This is a genomic window from Actinomadura syzygii (assembly GCF_008085905.1).
In the GTDB taxonomy this organism is placed as follows: domain Bacteria; phylum Actinomycetota; class Actinomycetes; order Streptosporangiales; family Streptosporangiaceae; genus Spirillospora; species Spirillospora syzygii.
In genome coordinates, this window is sequence record NZ_VSFF01000002.1 from 1 (window position 1) to 15615 (window position 15615).

The 15615-nt window shown below is 72.0% G+C and carries 15 protein-coding genes and 1 tRNA gene; 13 read left to right on the forward strand and 3 right to left on the reverse strand.

The features are described from left to right. Positions 1 to 82: 82 nt before the first annotated feature. A tRNA-Arg gene (locus tag FXF65_RS04155) sits at positions 83 to 154 on the reverse strand. A gap of 99 nt (positions 155 to 253) precedes the next feature. Between FXF65_RS04155 and FXF65_RS04160 the strand changes: the two genes are divergently transcribed. The 13 genes from FXF65_RS04160 to FXF65_RS04220 all read left to right on the forward strand — a co-directional run bounded on the left by FXF65_RS04160 (position 254) and on the right by FXF65_RS04220 (position 14499). After that, on the forward strand, positions 254 to 637 hold the full coding sequence (locus tag FXF65_RS04160) for a response regulator transcription factor (protein ID WP_246198347.1): 384 nt from the start codon (positions 254 to 256) through the stop codon (positions 635 to 637). A 36-nt stretch (positions 638 to 673) separates the two neighbouring features. Beyond that, on the forward strand, positions 674 to 1339 hold the full coding sequence (locus FXF65_RS04165; RefSeq protein ID WP_187412085.1) for a DALR anticodon-binding domain-containing protein: 666 nt from the start codon (positions 674 to 676) through the stop codon (positions 1337 to 1339). Further along, positions 1336 to 2751: a diaminopimelate decarboxylase gene (gene lysA / locus FXF65_RS04170; RefSeq protein ID WP_148348375.1), complete on the forward strand. Its 1416-nt coding sequence runs from the start codon at positions 1336 to 1338 to the stop codon at positions 2749 to 2751. Before FXF65_RS04165 ends, lysA begins: the two co-directional genes overlap by 4 nt. Next, positions 2748 to 4052: a homoserine dehydrogenase gene (locus FXF65_RS04175; protein ID WP_148348376.1), complete on the forward strand. Its 1305-nt coding sequence runs from the start codon at positions 2748 to 2750 to the stop codon at positions 4050 to 4052. Before lysA ends, FXF65_RS04175 begins: the two co-directional genes overlap by 4 nt. A 55-nt stretch (positions 4053 to 4107) precedes the next feature. Then, positions 4108 to 5175, forward strand: coding sequence for a threonine synthase (gene thrC / locus FXF65_RS04180; protein WP_148348377.1), 1068 nt, complete (start codon positions 4108 to 4110; stop codon positions 5173 to 5175). 1 nt (position 5176) lies between these two features. Then, positions 5177 to 6136 carry a homoserine kinase gene (thrB, locus tag FXF65_RS04185; protein ID WP_148348378.1) on the forward strand — a complete coding sequence of 320 codons (960 nt, stop codon included), beginning with the start codon at positions 5177 to 5179 and terminating at the stop codon, positions 6134 to 6136. A gap of 454 nt (positions 6137 to 6590) precedes the next feature. Beyond that, positions 6591 to 8669 (forward strand): transcription termination factor Rho, encoded by a 2079-nt coding sequence (gene rho / locus FXF65_RS04190; protein WP_148348379.1) that lies wholly within the window; start codon positions 6591 to 6593, stop codon positions 8667 to 8669. Between the two features lie 204 nt (positions 8670 to 8873). Next, entirely contained in the window at positions 8874 to 10262 is a 1389-nt protein-coding gene (locus FXF65_RS04195) for a sensor histidine kinase (RefSeq protein ID WP_246198348.1), read from the forward strand. A gap of 151 nt (positions 10263 to 10413) precedes the next feature. Beyond that, positions 10414 to 11067 carry a response regulator transcription factor gene (locus FXF65_RS04200; RefSeq protein ID WP_148348380.1) on the forward strand — a complete coding sequence of 218 codons (654 nt, stop codon included), beginning with the start codon at positions 10414 to 10416 and terminating at the stop codon, positions 11065 to 11067. Between the two features lie 197 nt (positions 11068 to 11264). Continuing rightward, positions 11265 to 11483, forward strand: coding sequence for a 50S ribosomal protein L31 (rpmE, locus tag FXF65_RS04205; RefSeq protein WP_067905514.1), 219 nt, complete (start codon positions 11265 to 11267; stop codon positions 11481 to 11483). A 117-nt stretch (positions 11484 to 11600) separates the two neighbouring features. Further along, positions 11601 to 12665 carry a peptide chain release factor 1 gene (prfA, locus tag FXF65_RS04210; RefSeq protein WP_148348381.1) on the forward strand — a complete coding sequence of 355 codons (1065 nt, stop codon included), beginning with the start codon at positions 11601 to 11603 and terminating at the stop codon, positions 12663 to 12665. A gap of 52 nt (positions 12666 to 12717) precedes the next feature. After that, complete coding sequence (gene prmC, locus FXF65_RS04215; protein WP_148348382.1) at positions 12718 to 13578, forward strand: peptide chain release factor N(5)-glutamine methyltransferase; 861 nt, start codon at positions 12718 to 12720, stop codon at positions 13576 to 13578. A 105-nt stretch (positions 13579 to 13683) separates the two neighbouring features. Then, positions 13684 to 14499, forward strand: coding sequence for an L-threonylcarbamoyladenylate synthase (locus FXF65_RS04220; RefSeq protein WP_148348383.1), 816 nt, complete (start codon positions 13684 to 13686; stop codon positions 14497 to 14499). Between the two features lie 52 nt (positions 14500 to 14551). On the opposite strand, the gene FXF65_RS04225 is transcribed toward FXF65_RS04220, so the two are convergent. Continuing rightward, positions 14552 to 14809 carry a hypothetical protein gene (locus FXF65_RS04225; protein ID WP_148348384.1) on the reverse strand — a complete coding sequence of 86 codons (258 nt, stop codon included), beginning with the start codon at positions 14807 to 14809 and terminating at the stop codon, positions 14552 to 14554. 106 nt (positions 14810 to 14915) lie between these two features. Further along, positions 14916 to 15596 (reverse strand): response regulator, encoded by a 681-nt coding sequence (locus tag FXF65_RS04230; protein ID WP_148348385.1) that lies wholly within the window; start codon positions 15594 to 15596, stop codon positions 14916 to 14918. Positions 15597 to 15615 lie beyond the last annotated feature (19 nt).

Genomic DNA, 15615 nt, shown 5'->3' on the forward strand with positions numbered 1-15615 from the left:
GGCACTTGGCCGCCTACACCGTCTGATGGCTCCCGCATCTCTTCGGGCAGGTCAGCGGGTGTTTCCGCTGGTGATGGTGGTGCGCCCCCTGCAGGATTCGAACCTGCGCGCACGGCTCCGGAGGCCGTTGCTCTATCCCCTGAGCTAAGGGGGCCCTTGCGAGCGCTGTTGAAGGTTACCAGGGTTGGCGGGGTGGCGTGCACGTGGGCGTTCGTCGTGCGTTCCGGGGGCGGATTGGGCTAGCTTCGAGGCCGTGACGGAGCCACTGGGACGTGTTCTGGTCGTCGACGACGACGAGGTGATCCGCCAGCTCATCGCCGTGAACCTGCAGCTCGAGGGGTTCGAGGTGGCGACCGCGGTGGACGGTCAGGACTGCCTGGACAAAGTGGCCGAGGTCGGGCCGGACGTGATCACGCTGGACGTGATGATGCCGCGGCTCGACGGGTGGGTGACGGCGGTGCGGCTCCGGGAGGATCCGGGGACGGCGCACATAAAGGTCGTGATGATCACAGCTCGGGCGCAGGAGCACGATGTGCGCAGGGGGCATGAGATCGGTGTGGACGCCTACGTGACCAAGCCGTTCGATCCGAATCACTTGATCCAGACGGTGCGGAAGCTCGCCGCGGTGTCCGGATAGTGGTCGGATAGTCTCGCCAGGGTGACTCCAGCCGACGTGAGCGATGCCCTGGTGCGCGCGGTGCGGGACGCCGTGGCGCAGGGCGAGATCGACGTCGTCGTGCCTGATGAGGTCCTTGTGTTCAGCCGGGGCCACGGGGTCTTCGAGAGTCCGGTGGCGTTGCGGCTGGGGATCGATCCGCGGGCGGTCGCCGAGCGGGTCGGGGGGACGGTCAGCGGGCCCGGGTTCGTCCGAGTCGTCGTGTCGGCGGGGGACGTGGTGGACGCCATTCTCGGCGATCCGGAGTACGGCGTCGCCAAGGTCCCGGAACAACAATGGGACGAATGGCCGCGGACGTTCGAGAACCCCGGTTTCTCGGTGCGGTACGCCTATGCGCGTGCCTCTTGGGTGGGCCGCTGGGCCGAGGAGCTCCAACTAGACCGGGGCCCCCTGGACGAGGCGCGGCCGGAGGAGCTTGAGCTTGTCGGGGTGCTCGGGGACGTCCCGGGGAGGGCCAGGCAGGCGGAGCGGGAACGGGACGCCCGGCCGCTGATGTTCTGCTTGGAGAGGTTGGCCGGGGCGTACCACGACGTGCACGAACGATGTCCCGCCATAGGGCCCGGAACCGCGCACGCGGGACGGGTCGCGCTGGCGGAGGCCGTCCGGGTCGTCCTCGGCAATGGGCTGAACATGATCGGTGAGACCCCTAGAGAGCGGATATGAGTCGAGTACACCCTGCCGGGCCGCGGCACGCCGACGTCCTGCCTGAGGACCACCCGGCCGGTCCGGCGGACGATCTGAACGCGCTGGACCCGATGATCTGGCCGCGGAACGCCAAGCGGGAGGACGGCGTCCTGACCGTGGGCGGCGTCGACGTCCGGGACCTCGCGAAGAAGTACGGGACGCCCCTGTACATCTACGACGAGGAGGACGTGCGCAGTAGGGCGAGGGAGTACGCGGCTGCGTTCCATGACGGGGACGTCCACTACGCGGGCAAGGCGTTCCTCTGTACTACGGTCGCGCGCTGGCTGGACGAAGAGGGCCTCGGCCTGGACGTGTGCAGCGGCGGTGAGTTGGCCGTCGCGCTGGCGGCGGGCTTTCCTGCCGAGCGCGTGACGCTGCACGGGAGCAACAAGGCGTCCTGGGAGATCGAAGAGGCCCTGGAGGTCGGGGTCGGACGGATCGTGCTCGACTCCTTCGAGGAGATCGCCCGAGTGGGTTATCTCGCCAAGGAGAAGGGCGTCCGCGCCAAGGTGATGGTGCGCGTCACCACCGGGGTGGAGGCGCACACCCATGAGTTCATCGCGACCGCCCACGACGACCAGAAGTTCGGGTTCTCGCGCAGTTCCGGGGCGGCGCTGGAGGCGGTCAGGCGCGTCCTGGAGCTGAAGCAGCTCGAACTGGTGGGGCTGCACAGCCACATCGGGTCGCAGATCTTCGACGTGGACGGGTTCGAGGTCGCCGCGCACCGGCTGGCCGAGCTGCTCGTGGCCATCCGCGACGAGCACGGCGTCGAGCTTCCCGAGCTGGACCTCGGCGGCGGCTACGGCATCGCGTACGTGCCGGGGGAGGAGCCGCACGACCCGAAGTCGATCGCGGACGGCCTCCGCGACATCGTGGCCCGCGAGTGCCGGGCCTACGAGCTCGCGATGCCGCGGCTGACCGTCGAGCCGGGACGGGCGATCATCGGTCCGGGCGGCGTCACGATCTACGAGGTCGGGACGGTGAAGGACGTCGAGGGCCTGCGCACCTACGTCTCGGTCGACGGCGGCATGAGCGACAACCTGCGCACCGCCCTCTACGGCGCCGAGTACACCGGCGCGCTGGCGAGCCGGTCGTCGGACGCATCGCCCATGCTCAGTAGGCTTGTCGGGAAGCACTGCGAAAGCGGCGACATCGTCGTGCGAGACCTGTGGTTCCCCGAAGATCTTGCGGCGGGGGACCTGGTGGCGGTCGCGGCGACCGGTGCGTACTGTCGGTCGATGGCGAGCAACTACAACCATGTCCCGAAGCCCGCCGTGGTGGCGGTGCGGGACGGCGGGTCGCGGGTGATCGTCCGCCGGGAGAGCGCGGCCGACCTGCTGCGCCTCGACGCGGGGGCGGAGCCGAGCCTGGATGCGGAGGTCGAAGCGTGAAACCCGGACTGCGCGTGGCGCTGCTCGGATGCGGCGTGGTCGGCACGGAGGTCGTCCGGCTGCTGAACGAGCAGGCCGCGGACCTCGCCGCGCGCGTCGGGACGCCGCTCGAACTCGCCGGCATCGCCGTGCGGCGGCCGGAGCGGGTCCGCGAGGGCGTCGACCGGTCGCTGCTGACGACGGACGCGCAGGCCCTCGTGACCAGGGACGACGTCGACATCGTCATCGAGGTCATCGGCGGCATCGAACCGGCCAGGACGCTGATGCTGGAGGCGATGAAGTCCGGCAAGTCGGTCATCACCGCGAACAAGGCCCTGCTCGCGGAGGACGGCGCGACGCTTTTCGCCGCCGCCCGCGAGTATGGTGCCGACCTTTATTACGAGGCGTCGGTGGCGGGGGCGATCCCATTGTTGCGCCCGTTGCGCGAGTCCCTGGTGGGCGACCACGTGAACCGGGTGCTCGGCATCGTGAACGGCACCACGAACTACATCCTCGACCAGATGGACACCAACGGCGCCGGTTTCAACGAGGCGCTGGAGGAGGCGCAGGCGCTCGGCTACGCGGAGGCCGATCCGACGGCGGACGTGGAGGGCTTCGACGCTGCCGCAAAGGCGGCGATCCTGGCGCAGCTCGCCTTCCACACTCCGGTCACGGCGGCGAACGTCCACCGGGAGGGCATCACCGAGGTGAGTGCCGCCGATGTGGCCGGCGCCCAGGGAATGGACTGCGTCGTCAAACTCCTCGCCATTTGCGAGCGCGTCCCGTCGAAGGACGGACGCAATGGACGCGGTGTCTCCGTTCGGGTGTATCCGGCGATGATTCCACGGTCGCATCCATTGGCGAGTGTCCGCGAGGCTTACAACGCGGTATTCGTCGAAGCGGAGTCGGCCGGTTCGCTGATGTTCTATGGCGCGGGCGCGGGCGGCGCGCCCACCGCGTCGGCCGTTCTCGGCGACCTCGTCGCGGTGGCGCGGAACGTCGCGGGCGGTACGCCCGGCCCGGTCGAAGTGACGTACGCGAAGCTTCCCGTCCTGCCGATGGGCGAGACGGTCACGCGCTACTACATCCAGCTCGACGTCGCCGACGAGGCCGGTGTCCTCGCCACGGTCGCCGAGGAGTTCGCCAGGCACGACGTGTCGATCCAGGCCGTCCGGCAGGTGGGGATGGGCGAGGAGGCGCAGCTCGTCGTCGTGACGCACCGCGCGCCCGACGCCGCCCTCTCCGCGACGGTCGAGGGGCTCCGCGGGCTGGAGATCGTCCGCGAGGTGGCGAGCGTCATGCGGGTCGAGGGCGATGTATGAGCCGCCGCAGTCGATAGACTTCGGGCAACATCGCAGGTCATACAGGGAGACCGACGTGAACGCGAACGTCCGCGCGTGGCGGGGCCTTATCGAGGAGTACCGCGACCGGCTTCCGGTGACGGGCGCGACGCCCGTCGTCACGCTGCTCGAGGGCGGCACGCCGCTGGTGCCCGCCGGACGGCTGTCCCAGTTGACCGGCTGCGACGTGTTCCTCAAGGTCGAGGGCGCCAACCCGACCGGGTCCTTCAAGGACCGCGGCATGACGATGGCGATCAGCAAGGCGGCCGAGGACGGCGCGAAGGCCGTCATCTGCGCGTCCACCGGCAACACCTCGGCGTCCGCCGCCGCGTACGCGGTGCGGGCCGGGATGACCTGCGCGGTGCTGGTCCCGAACGGCAAGATCGCGATGGGTAAGCTGGCGCAGGCGCTGGTGCACGGCGCGCGGCTGCTCCAGGTGGACGGCAACTTCGACGACTGCCTCGAACTGGCCCGCAAGCTGTCCGTCGACTACCCGGTGGCGCTCGTCAACTCGGTCAACAAGTACCGGCTCCAGGGCCAGAAGACGGCCGCGTTCGAGATCGTGGACGCGCTCGGCGACGCCCCCGACGTCCACTGCCTGCCGGTTGGAAACGCCGGGAACATCTCCGCGTACTGGATGGGCTACAAGGAGTACGCCGCCGACGGGACCTCGACGAAGGCCCCGCGCATGCTGGGTTTCCAGGCGAGCGGCGCGGCGCCGTTCGTGAAGGGCGAGCCCGTCCTGAACCCGCAGACGATCGCGACCGCGATCAGGATCGGCAACCCGGCGTCCTGGGGCCTCGCCATCGCCGCGCGGGACGAGTCCGGCGGCGCGATCGACTCGGTCACCGACCGGCAGATCCTCGCCGCGTACCGGCTGCTCGCGCGGGAGGAGGGCGTGTTCGTCGAGCCCGCGTCCGCGGCGAGCGTCGCGGGCCTGCTGCAGGCCGGCGAGCAGGGCGTCGTCGCGCCCGGCGCGCGGGTCGTCTGCACGGTGACGGGCAACGGCCTCAAGGACCCCGACTGGGCGATCTCCGGCGCGCCCGCCCCGACCGTGATCAAGGTGGACGCGCACTCCGCCGCGTCCGAGCTCGGCCTCACCTGAGGTGGCCGCGACGCGCACCGGCTGGGCGGCCGGGCCGGTGCTGGTCCGGACGCCCGCGACCAGCGCCAACCTCGGCCCCGGCTTCGACTCGCTCGGCCTCGCGCTGGCCCTGCACGACGAGGTCGAGGTCGAGCTGACCGACGACGGCGAGCTGGCCATCGAGGTGGACGGCGAGGGCGCCGAGGTCGCCGGACGGGGCGACCGGCACCTGATCGTCCGGGTGCTGCGCGACACCTTCGACGTGCTGGACGACCTGGCCGGATCCGGTCCGCCCCGGCCGTCCGGGCTGCGCCTGCGGTGCCGGAACCGGATCCCGCACAGCCGCGGCCTCGGGTCGTCGTCCGCCGCGATCGTCGCCGGGATCACCGCGGCCCGCGCGCTGCACCCGGCGGGCGGACGGCTCGACGACGACGCCGCGCTGCGCCTCGCGACCGAGATCGAGGGGCACCCCGACAACGTCGCGCCGTGCCTCGCCGGCGGTCTCACCGTCGCCTGGACGACCCCGGACGGGCCCCGGCTCGTCCGGCTGGAGTCGCAGGTCAAACGGGTCGTGGCATACGTTCCCGAGCACCGGCTGGCGACGGAGCGGGCGCGCGGGCTGCTGCCGGAGACCGTCCCGCACGGCGACGCCGCGGCCAACGCGGGCCGCGCCGCGCTGCTGATCGCGGCGCTCACCGGCGGCCTCGACGCGGGCGTCCTGCTCGACGCGACCGAGGACCGGCTGCACCAGGACTACCGCGCGCCCGCGATGCCGGAGTCCGCCGCGCTCGTCGGGCGGCTCCGCGCGGCGGGCGTACCGGCGGTGATCTCCGGGGCAGGACCTACTGTCCTGGCCTTCACAAGCGCGGGACAACTTGATTCGATGGTCGGCGAAGTGGGTAATGGGTGGCACGAACACCCGTTGGACGTCGCGACCCGCGGCGCTCACGTCATGTCCGGAGAATCGGAGCCGCGACCGTGACGAAGCGTCTCGGGCCGAGGGCCCGGCGTCGCCGTGACCGGTGCGCGTTCCCGGCACGTTCCCGCTAAGTAAAATGCGAAGACATCGACCTCTGGGGAATAGCAGTGCGCCCTGGTGATGTTAGGCTTAATGCCGCACCAGATGCCCCGTTCGGGGCAGCGTGCTCGTCAGCCGCGCGTCGCCTGTTCGGCCCTCCGGCCGTCTCGGTCCCGCGTACTTGGCTTCCCGACACCGTGACATCCCGTTGTCCGGCATCCCAGCGAAACTTCGGACGTGGCGGTACCGGGAACACGCACGAGCGAACCGTCCCGTCCACCATCTGGCTGTGCCCAGAAATCGCAGATCCCGGCCCCACCGTGATCAGCGGAGCCCGTCCCGGCGCCCCCGCCGGGCCGCACTACCGGGTCGGCTGGCCGAACACCGGCCAACGCCCGCTCCCTGGGAAGGACCCTTAGTGAGCGAATCCAGCGAACTCCTTACGGACGCATCGAGCACGGGAGCCGTCGACGCCGTTCCGGCCGCCGACGCCGAGCCCGCCACCCCCCGGCGCCGCCGGTCCGGCACCGGCCTGTCGGCCATGGTGCTGCCCGAGCTCAAGGCGCTCGCGTCCAGCCTCGGCATCACCGGCGTGACCGGGATGCGCAAGAGCCAGCTCATCGCCGCCATCCAGGACAAGCAGGGCGGCCAGGGGCAGGGCTCGGCGGGGGGCGAGCAGGGAGACGCTGCCGCGGTGAAGACCGAGCGCCCCCGGCGCGGCCGCACGGCCGCCGCCAAGCGCGAGGTGTCCGAGGACCAGGCGACCCTCACCGAGGTCGCGCCCACCGCCGTCGAGGCGCCGGCCGCCGCGCAGAACAGCGCGCAGCCCGCGGTGGAGCAGACGAACCAGCCCGAGACCGAGCGGGCCGAGAAGAGCGACCGCGCGGAGCGGGGCGAGCGGCAGGGCGGCGGACGGCAGCGGGGCGACCGCCAGAACCGCGAGCAGAACCGCGACCAGGGCCGCGACCGGGACCAGGGCCGGGAGCAGAACGCCGAGGACGGCGAGTCCCAGGGCGGGCGTGACGGGCGTGAGGGCCGCGACGGCGGCCGCGAGGGGCGCGACGGCGGCGGGCGCCAGCGCCAGCGCGGCGGCCGGGAGCGCGGCGAGGGCCGCGAGCGGGGAGAGCGCGGCGACCGGGGTGAGCGGGGCGACCGCGGTGACCGTGGAGAGCGCGGTGACCGGGGCGAGCGCGGCGACCGGGGCGAGCAGGGCGGCGGACGGCAGCGCGGCCAGAGCCAGGGCGGCGGCGGCCAGCACGACGACGACGACGGCAGCGGCCGGGGCCGGCGCGGGCGCCGGTTCCGCGAGCGCAACCGCGGCCGTGGCCGCGAGCGCTACGAGGAGCCGGTGCTCACCGAGGACGACGTCCTCATCCCCGTCGCGGGCATCCTCGACATCCTCGACAACTACGCGTTCGTCCGGACGACGGGCTACCTGGCGGGCTCCAACGACGTGTACGTGTCGCTGGCCCAGGTCCGCAAGAACGGCCTGCGCAAGGGCGACGTCATCACCGGCGCGGTGCGCCAGCCGCGCGAGGGCGAGCGGCGCGAGAAGTTCAACGCGCTCGTCCGGCTCGACACCGTCAACGGGATGGAGCCCGACCAGGCCAAGGGCCGCGTCGACTTCTCCAAGCTGACCCCGCTGTACCCGCAGGAGCGGCTGCGGCTGGAGACCGACCCCGGCATCCTCACCACGCGGATCATCGACCTCGTGTCGCCGATCGGCAAGGGGCAGCGCGGCCTGATCGTGTCGCCGCCGAAGGCCGGCAAGACGATGGTGCTCCAGGCGATCGCCAACGCGATCACCAAGAACAACCCGGAGTGCCACCTGATGGTCGTCCTCGTGGACGAGCGTCCCGAAGAGGTCACCGACATGCAGCGGACGGTGAAGGGCGAGGTCATCCACTCGACCTTCGACCGTCCCGCCGAGGACCACACCACCGTCGCGGAACTGGCGATCGAACGTGCCAAGCGGCTGGTCGAGCTGGGCCACGACGTCGTCGTGCTGCTCGACTCGATCACCCGGCTCGGCCGCGCCTACAACCTGGCGGCGCCGGCGTCCGGGCGCATCCTGTCCGGCGGCGTCGACTCGACGGCGCTGTACCCGCCGAAGCGGTTCTTCGGCGCGGCGCGCAACATTGAGAACGGCGGGTCGCTGACGATCCTCGCGACCGCGCTGGTGGAGACCGGGTCCCGGATGGACGAGGTCATCTTCGAGGAGTTCAAGGGCACCGGCAACATGGAGCTGAAGCTCAACCGGGGCCTCGCCGACAAGCGGATCTTCCCGGCGGTGGACGTCGACGCGTCCAGCACCCGCAAGGAGGAGATCCTCATGGCGCCGGAGGAGCTGCGCATCGTCTGGCAGCTCCGCCGCGTCCTGCACGCGCTGGACATGCAGCAGGCGCTGGAGCTCCTCATCGAGAAGATGAAGGAGACCAAGTCCAACGCCGAGTTCCTGCTCCAGGTGCAGAAGACGACGGTGTCCGACGATCGCTGAGCGACGCGCGCAGGCGCCCCCGTCCGGACCCGTCCGGGCGGGGGCGTTCCGCGTCTGCGGGACGGTCCGCGCCGCCGCCCGTCCGGGGCATGGTGGGGTTAGCCCCACCCCCGAATGGGCGGCGGACGTCATGGTCGCCCCACGTCCGTCCGGGCACGCTTGGACCGTAGGTTGGAACGGGCATGGAGGGACGACGTGGGCGACGTGAGCAGAGACCCGGGCGGGGCCGCGTCCGGCGGCGCGGCCGCGCGGTGGGCGGCGGCCCGGTGGGCCACCGTGACGCACGCCGGAGGTGACGTGGCCGCGACCGTCGCGGACCTCCCCTGGACGCCGCTCGCCATGGCGCGGTCGTCGCTGACCTGGCGCTCGGCGATCTACCTCGCCGTCAGCCTGGCGTTCGGGCTCGGCTGGTTCATCGCGCTGGCCGTCGGGCTGGCGCTGTCGGTCGCCCTGCTGATCATCTGGGTGGGGCTGCCGATGCTCGCGCTGATGATGATCGCGTGGCGGTTCGGCGCGATGTTGGAGCGGCGGCTCGTCCGGCTGGCGTTCGGCGTCCGGATCGACGACCCGTACCGGCCGCTGCCGCCGGGACGCAACCCGCTGGCGAAGCTGAAGGGCATGGTGGGCGACCCGGCCACCTGGAAGGACCTCGCCTACCTCGCCGTGCTGCTCCCCATCACGCTGGTCGAGTTCGTGGTCTCGGTCGTGGTGTGGGCCGCGACGTTCATGCTGCTGTTCCTGCCGTTGATCGTGGCGGCGGACGGCGGCGCCGAGGTCAGCGTCGGCCCCGTCTCGTACTGGGCGGGCAACCCGCTGGAGGCGCTGCCGGTGTCGCTGATCGGGCTCGTGCTCCTGGTCTTCGCGATGTACACGACGCGGGTCATGGCGGTCACGCACTCGGCGTTCGCGCGGCTCATGCTCGGGCAGAGCCCGTCCCAGCAGGAGAACCTCGAACTGCGCAAGCGCACCGAGCACCTGCGGGCCAGCCGCGCCCGCGGGGTGGACGCGGCCGAGTTCGAGCGCCGCCGCATCGAGCGCGACCTGCACGACGGCGCGCAGCAGCGGCTGCTGGCCGTCGCGATGGACATCGGCCGCGCCCGCGCCAAGCTGGAGGACGACCCCGAGGGCGCCCGCGCGCTGATCGAGCAGGCCCACCTCGGCACCAGGGAGGCGATCACCGAGCTGCGCGACCTGGCCCGCGGGATCTACCCGGCGATCCTCACCGACCGGGGGCTCGACCCGGCGCTGTCCGGCCTCGCGGGCCGCGCGCCCGTCCCCGTGGAGGTGGACGTCGACCTGCCCGAGCGTCCGCCGGCCGCGGTCGAGAGCATCGCCTACTTCATCGTCGCGGAGTCGCTGGCGAACATCGCGAAGTACGCCCGCGCGACCCGGGCGACGGTCCGGGTCGCCCGCGAGGACCGGTGGGTGGTCGTCGAGGTGATCGACAACGGCGTCGGCGGGGCGACCGCGCGGGCCGGCGGCGGGCTCGCCGGGCTCGCCGACCGGGCCGCCACGATCGACGGGATGCTGATCGTGGACAGCCCGCCCGGCGGCCCGACGATCATCCGCGCCGACCTGCCCTGCACCTGGTAGCCGCCGCCCGCCCGACCGGCGCCCCCGAGCTCTCCGGCCGGGGGCGCCTTCGCGCGCGGGTTCGCGCGCGGGTTCGCGTGCGGGCGCGCACGCGGGCGCGCACGCGGGGGAACGGGGGCGGGGGGACCGTGCCAACCCCGATAATGGGCGGATGCGCGTTGTGATCGCCGAGGATTCGGTGCTGCTGCGGGAAGGGCTCGTCCGGCTGCTCGGCGACGCCGGGATCGAGACGGTCGCGACGGTCGGGGACGGTCCGGGGCTGCTCGGCATCGTGGAGGAGCACAAGCCCGACCTCGCCATCGTGGACGTCCGGATGCCGCCGTCGTTCACCGACGAGGGGCTGCGCGCGGCGCTGAACGTCCGGGAGCGGCGGCCGGGGACGCCGATCCTCGTCCTGTCCCAGTACGTGGAGGAGCGGTACGCGACGGACCTGATCGGCGGCGGCGCGGAGGGCGTCGGCTACCTGCTGAAGGAGCGGGTGTCGGACGTCGCCGAGTTCATCGACGCGGTCCGCCGGATCGCCTCCGGCGGGACGGTCATCGATCCCGAGGTGATCGGCCAGCTGCTCGGCCGCCGCCGCACCGGCGACCCGCTGGACGCCCTGACCCCGCGCGAGCGGGAGGTGCTCGGGCTGATGGCGCAGGGACGCTCGAACGGCGCGATCGCGGGGGACCTCGTCGTCACCGAGGGCGCGGTGGAGAAGCACATCTCCAACATCTTCATGAAGCTCGACCTCCAGCCCGCGCAGGGCGGGCACCGGCGCGTGATGGCCGTCCTCGCCTACCTGGGCCGCGCGGGCTCCTGACCGCGCGCCCGACCGCGCCCGACCAGCGCGCCCGGCGGACGTCCAAGATCGGGAATGCCCCGTGACGTCGGCACGTTCTCGTATCTGGCACACTTGGACTGCAACCGCTGCGGTACCGGTTCGCGCCATCCCACCTTCACCATGGTTCCGGCCATGCGGGCGGGGGCGTCCGGCGACCGCCAGAAGCGAGGAGAACCATGAAGCCCGACATTCACCCGAACTACGTCGTCACGACCGTGACGTGTACGTGCGGCAACACCTTCGAGACCCGCAGCACCGCCGAGAACGGCGTCATCCACGCCGACGTGTGCTCGAACTGCCACCCGTTCTACACGGGCAAGCAGAAGATCCTCGACACCGGCGGCCGGGTCGCGCGCTTCGAGCAGCGCTTCGGCAAGAAGGGCGCGAAGAAGTAAGGCGGCAGCCGCATTCATAGCGACCAGTGACGGCCCGGGGACGATTCGGCTCCCCGGGCCTCGCGAAGTCGGCGTCCGGAGGCCGCGCCCCCGGGCCGGAACGGGCCAGGACACATCGTGAATCTCGACGAACTGATCAGTGAGTACGCGGGCATCGAGGAACGGCTCGCCGATCCGTCCGTCCATGCCGACCAGAACCTCGCGCGCAAGCTCGGCAAGCGCTACGCGGAGCTGCGCCCGATCGTCGAGACGCACCGGGAGCTGGCCGCCACCGAGGACGACCTCGCCGCCGCCCGCGAGCTCGCCGCCGAGGACGAGGCGTTCGCCGCCGAGGCGACCGACCTCGAACGGCACAAGGGCGACCTGGAGGAGCGGCTGCGCCACCTTCTGGTCCCGCGCGACCCGAACGACGCCAAGGACGTCATCCTTGAGGTGAAGGCGGGCGAGGGCGGCGAGGAGTCCGCGCTGTTCGCGGGCGACCTCCTGCGCATGTACCTGCGGTACGCGGAGCGCGTCGGCTGGAAGACGGAGGTGCTCGACTCGCACCCGTCCGACCTCGGCGGCTACAAGGACGTCACCGTCGCCGTGAAGGCGAGGGCATCCCAGGAGGAGGGCGTCTGGACGCGGCTCAAGTTCGAGGGCGGCGTGCACCGGGTGCAGCGCGTCCCGGCCACCGAGTCGCAGGGACGCATCCACACCAGCGCGGTCGGCGTCCTGGTGACGCCCGAGGCTGAGGACGTCGACGTCCAGATCGACCCGCACGACCTGCGCATCGACGTGTACCGGTCGTCCGGGCCGGGCGGGCAGAGCGTCAACACCACCGACTCCGCGGTGCGCATCACGCACCTGCCGACCGGAGTCGTCGTGTCCTGCCAGAACGAGAAGAGCCAGCTCCAGAACAAGGACCAGGCGCTGCGCATCCTGCGGTCCCGGCTGCTGGCGATGGCGCAGGAGGAGGCCGACGCGGCCGCGTCGGCCGAGCGCAAGAGCCAGGTCCGGACGGTCGACCGGTCCGAGCGGGTGCGCACCTACAACTATCCGGAGAACCGGATCTCCGACCACCGGGTCGGCTACAAGGCGTACAACCTCGACCAGGTGCTGGACGGCGACCTCCACAACGTCACGCAGGCGCTCGTCGACGCCGAGTTGGAACGCCGTCTGGCCGAAGCTCAAGGATCATGAGCGCGGCGAACCGGGGGGCGTGGGGGGTCGTCCCCCCTCGAAGGTCAGGATCATGAAACTGCTGCTCGACGAGATCGCCAGGGCCACCGCGCGGCTCGCGGACGCGGGCGCCGCCTCGCCCCGCGCCGACGCCGAGGAGCTGGCGGCGGCCGTGCACGGGGTGAAGCGCTCGGAGCTGCACTGCGTCCCGGACGGCGCGTTCGACGCCCGGTTCTGGGAGTTCGTGGCGCGGCGCGAGGCGGGGGAGCCGCTCCAGCACATCACCGGGCGCGCGTTCTTCCGCTACCTGGAGCTGAAGGTCGGGCCGGGGGTGTTCGTGCCGCGTCCGGAGACCGAGGTCATGGTCGGCTGGGCGCTGGAGACGCTGCGCGACATGGACGTCCGCGACCCCCTCGTCGTCGATCTCGGCACCGGGTCGGCGGCCATCGCGCTGTCGATCGCGCTGGAAGCCCCCCGCGCGCGCGTGCACGCGGTGGAGAAGGACCCGACGGCGTTCGTCCACGCGACCCGCAACGTCGAGGAACTGGATGAGCGAGGCCGCGTCCGGCTGCACTTGGACGACTTCTCCACCGCGCTCCCCGAACTCGATGGAACGGTCGACCTGGTCGTCTCCAACCCGCCGTACATCCCGATGAGCGAGTGGGAGTACGTGCCGCGCGACGTCCGCGACCACGATCCGGCGGACGCGCTGTGGGGCGGCGGCGACGACGGCCTGGACGCGATCCGCGTCGTCGAGCGCACCGCGCGGCGGCTGCTGCGCCCGGGCGGGCACGTCGCGGTCGAGCACAGTGACCTGCAAGGCAACGCGGTCTACTGGGTGTTCGGGGAGGAGCGAGGCTGGCGCGACGTCCGAAACCGACGCGACCTCACCAACCGTGACAGGTTCGTCACCGCGCGGACGGTGGCCGACTGACGTTTCCGGGCTCGACCTGCGCGATGGGGTGGGTCCGCCGGAGCGGGGCTATTCTGGGCGGTGCCAGAAACGGACGAGCGCCGCGAGATGGGAAGACGGGCGACCGTGAGCCGACGTTATGACTGCTCCGATCCGATGGAGCGCACCCGCGGGATCGCCGAGGCGTTCTCCGCCGTCCGGCGCAGTGAGCTGATCGTGCTGCCGACCGACACCGTGTACGGGGTCGGGGTGGACGCGTTCGTCGCGCCCGCGGTGGAGAAACTGCTGGAGGCGAAGGGACGCGGGCGCGAGATGCCCCCGCCGGTCCTGGTCGGCTCGGTGCGCGCCGCGACCGCCCTCGTGGAGGATCTCGGCACCTACGGGCAGGACCTCATCGACGAGTTCTGGCCGGGCGCGCTGACGCTGGTGTGCCGCTCCAACCCGAACCTCGTGTGGGACCTCGGCGACACCAAGGGCACCGTCGCGCTGCGCATGCCGATGCACGAGCTCGCGGTCGAGCTGCTCAAGGAGACCGGGCCGCTCGCGGTCAGCAGCGCGAACCTGAGCGGGCGCCCGGCGGCCCGGGACGCCGCCGAGGCCGAGAAGATGCTCGGCGACGCGGTGTCGGTCTACCTGGACGCCGGCGTCTCCGGCAACACCGAGCCGTCGACGATCGTCGACCTGACCGGCTCCGTGCCGCGCCTGCTGCGCGCGGGCGCCGTCCCGGCCGACAAGATCCGCTCCGTCGTCGGCGTCCTGCTGACCGACGAGGACGACGACCACGACGAGGACGGCGCGGCCCCGGACGCCCCTGCCGAGCCCGCAGACGCCCCGTCCGGAGCCGCGGCAGCCAAGCCTTCCCTCACCAAGGGCGAGCCCTCCAAGGCCCCGGACGGCCCCGCTGAGCCCCCCTCCGGATCGGCGCAGACCGCGGATTCCTGACCCGGCCGGAGCCGGTCGCCGGGCGCCGCCGGGGCACGCTCATGGCGAGCGTTCACAGGAGCATGTTGGCGAGAGTCGCCGCCACGGTCGCCGTGGCCATGACGACCCAGGTCCACGAGTGCGCGCCGAGCCTGATCGAGTAGAACAGGACGGCGACGGCCGCGGGCGCGGCGGCGGCCAGCAGGGCGTAGCTCAGATACCGCGAGGGATCGCCGTCGAGAAACTTCTCGAGGAGCGAGGCCGCCATGGCGGCGATGAGGACCAACGCGCATGCGGCCTCGGAAACGGGCTCGCGTGCCTTCGACTCCATCGTCTTGCCTCCAAATGAGATCTTTGGAAGTAGCCAATCGCGCCCCGCGCCCGGGAACTTCCTCCGGCGGGACCCACCTCGCTCGATCGTCCGATGTGCGGGCGCCTCAACCCTTGGGTGGAGGGGCCTCTCCCGGACGGACGAGCCCCGTGTCGTAGGCGAAGATCGTGGCCTGCACCCGGTCGCGTAGGCCGAGCTTGCCGAGCAGCGAGTTGACGTGGGTCTTGACCGTGGCGGTGCCGATGCCGAGCGCGGCGCCGATCTCGGTGTTGCTGAGGCCCTTCGCGATCCGCAGGAGCACGTCGCGTTCCCGCTGGGTGAGCGGCTCCAGGCGGTCGTCTTCGCCGGACGGCGGGTTGATCGCGCCGGTGGCGAAGGCGTCGATGAGGCGGCGGGTCACGGCGGGGGCGAGCAGCGCCTCGCCGTCCGCCACGGTGCGGACGGCGTCCACCAGCTCCTGGGGCTGGCAGTCCTTGAGTAGGAAGCCGGACGCGCCCGCGCGCAGCGCGCCGAACACGTACTCGTCGCGGTGGAAGGTGGTGAGCACCAGCACCCGCGCCGGGGACCCCGCGGCGGCCAGCTCCCGCGACGCGGCGAGACCGTCCACGCCGGGCATCCGGATGTCCATCAGCACGACGTCGGGACGGCATTCGGGGACGGCGCGCAGGGCCTCCGCGCCGTCCGCGGCCTGGCCCACGACCTCCATGTCCGGTTCACCGCCGATGATCGCGGTGAACCCCGCGCGGACGATGGCCTGATCGTCCACCACGAGCACCCGGATGCTCACGGCGTCCTCCCTCCGGTCA

Bases quoted from the DNA above. Each gene is read 5' to 3' on its own strand.
- lysA (WP_148348375.1), top strand. From the start codon at position 1,336: ATGAGTCGAGTACACCCTGCCGGGCCGCGGCACGCCGACGTCCTGCCT.
- rpmE (WP_067905514.1), top strand. From the start codon at position 11,265: ATGAAGCCCGACATTCACCCGAACTACGTCGTCACGACCGTGACGTGT.
- FXF65_RS04225 (WP_148348384.1), bottom strand. From the start codon at position 14,809: ATGGAGTCGAAGGCACGCGAGCCCGTTTCCGAGGCCGCATGCGCGTTG.
- prmC (WP_148348382.1), top strand. From the start codon at position 12,718: ATGAAACTGCTGCTCGACGAGATCGCCAGGGCCACCGCGCGGCTCGCG.
- FXF65_RS04200 (WP_148348380.1), top strand. From the start codon at position 10,414: ATGCGCGTTGTGATCGCCGAGGATTCGGTGCTGCTGCGGGAAGGGCTC.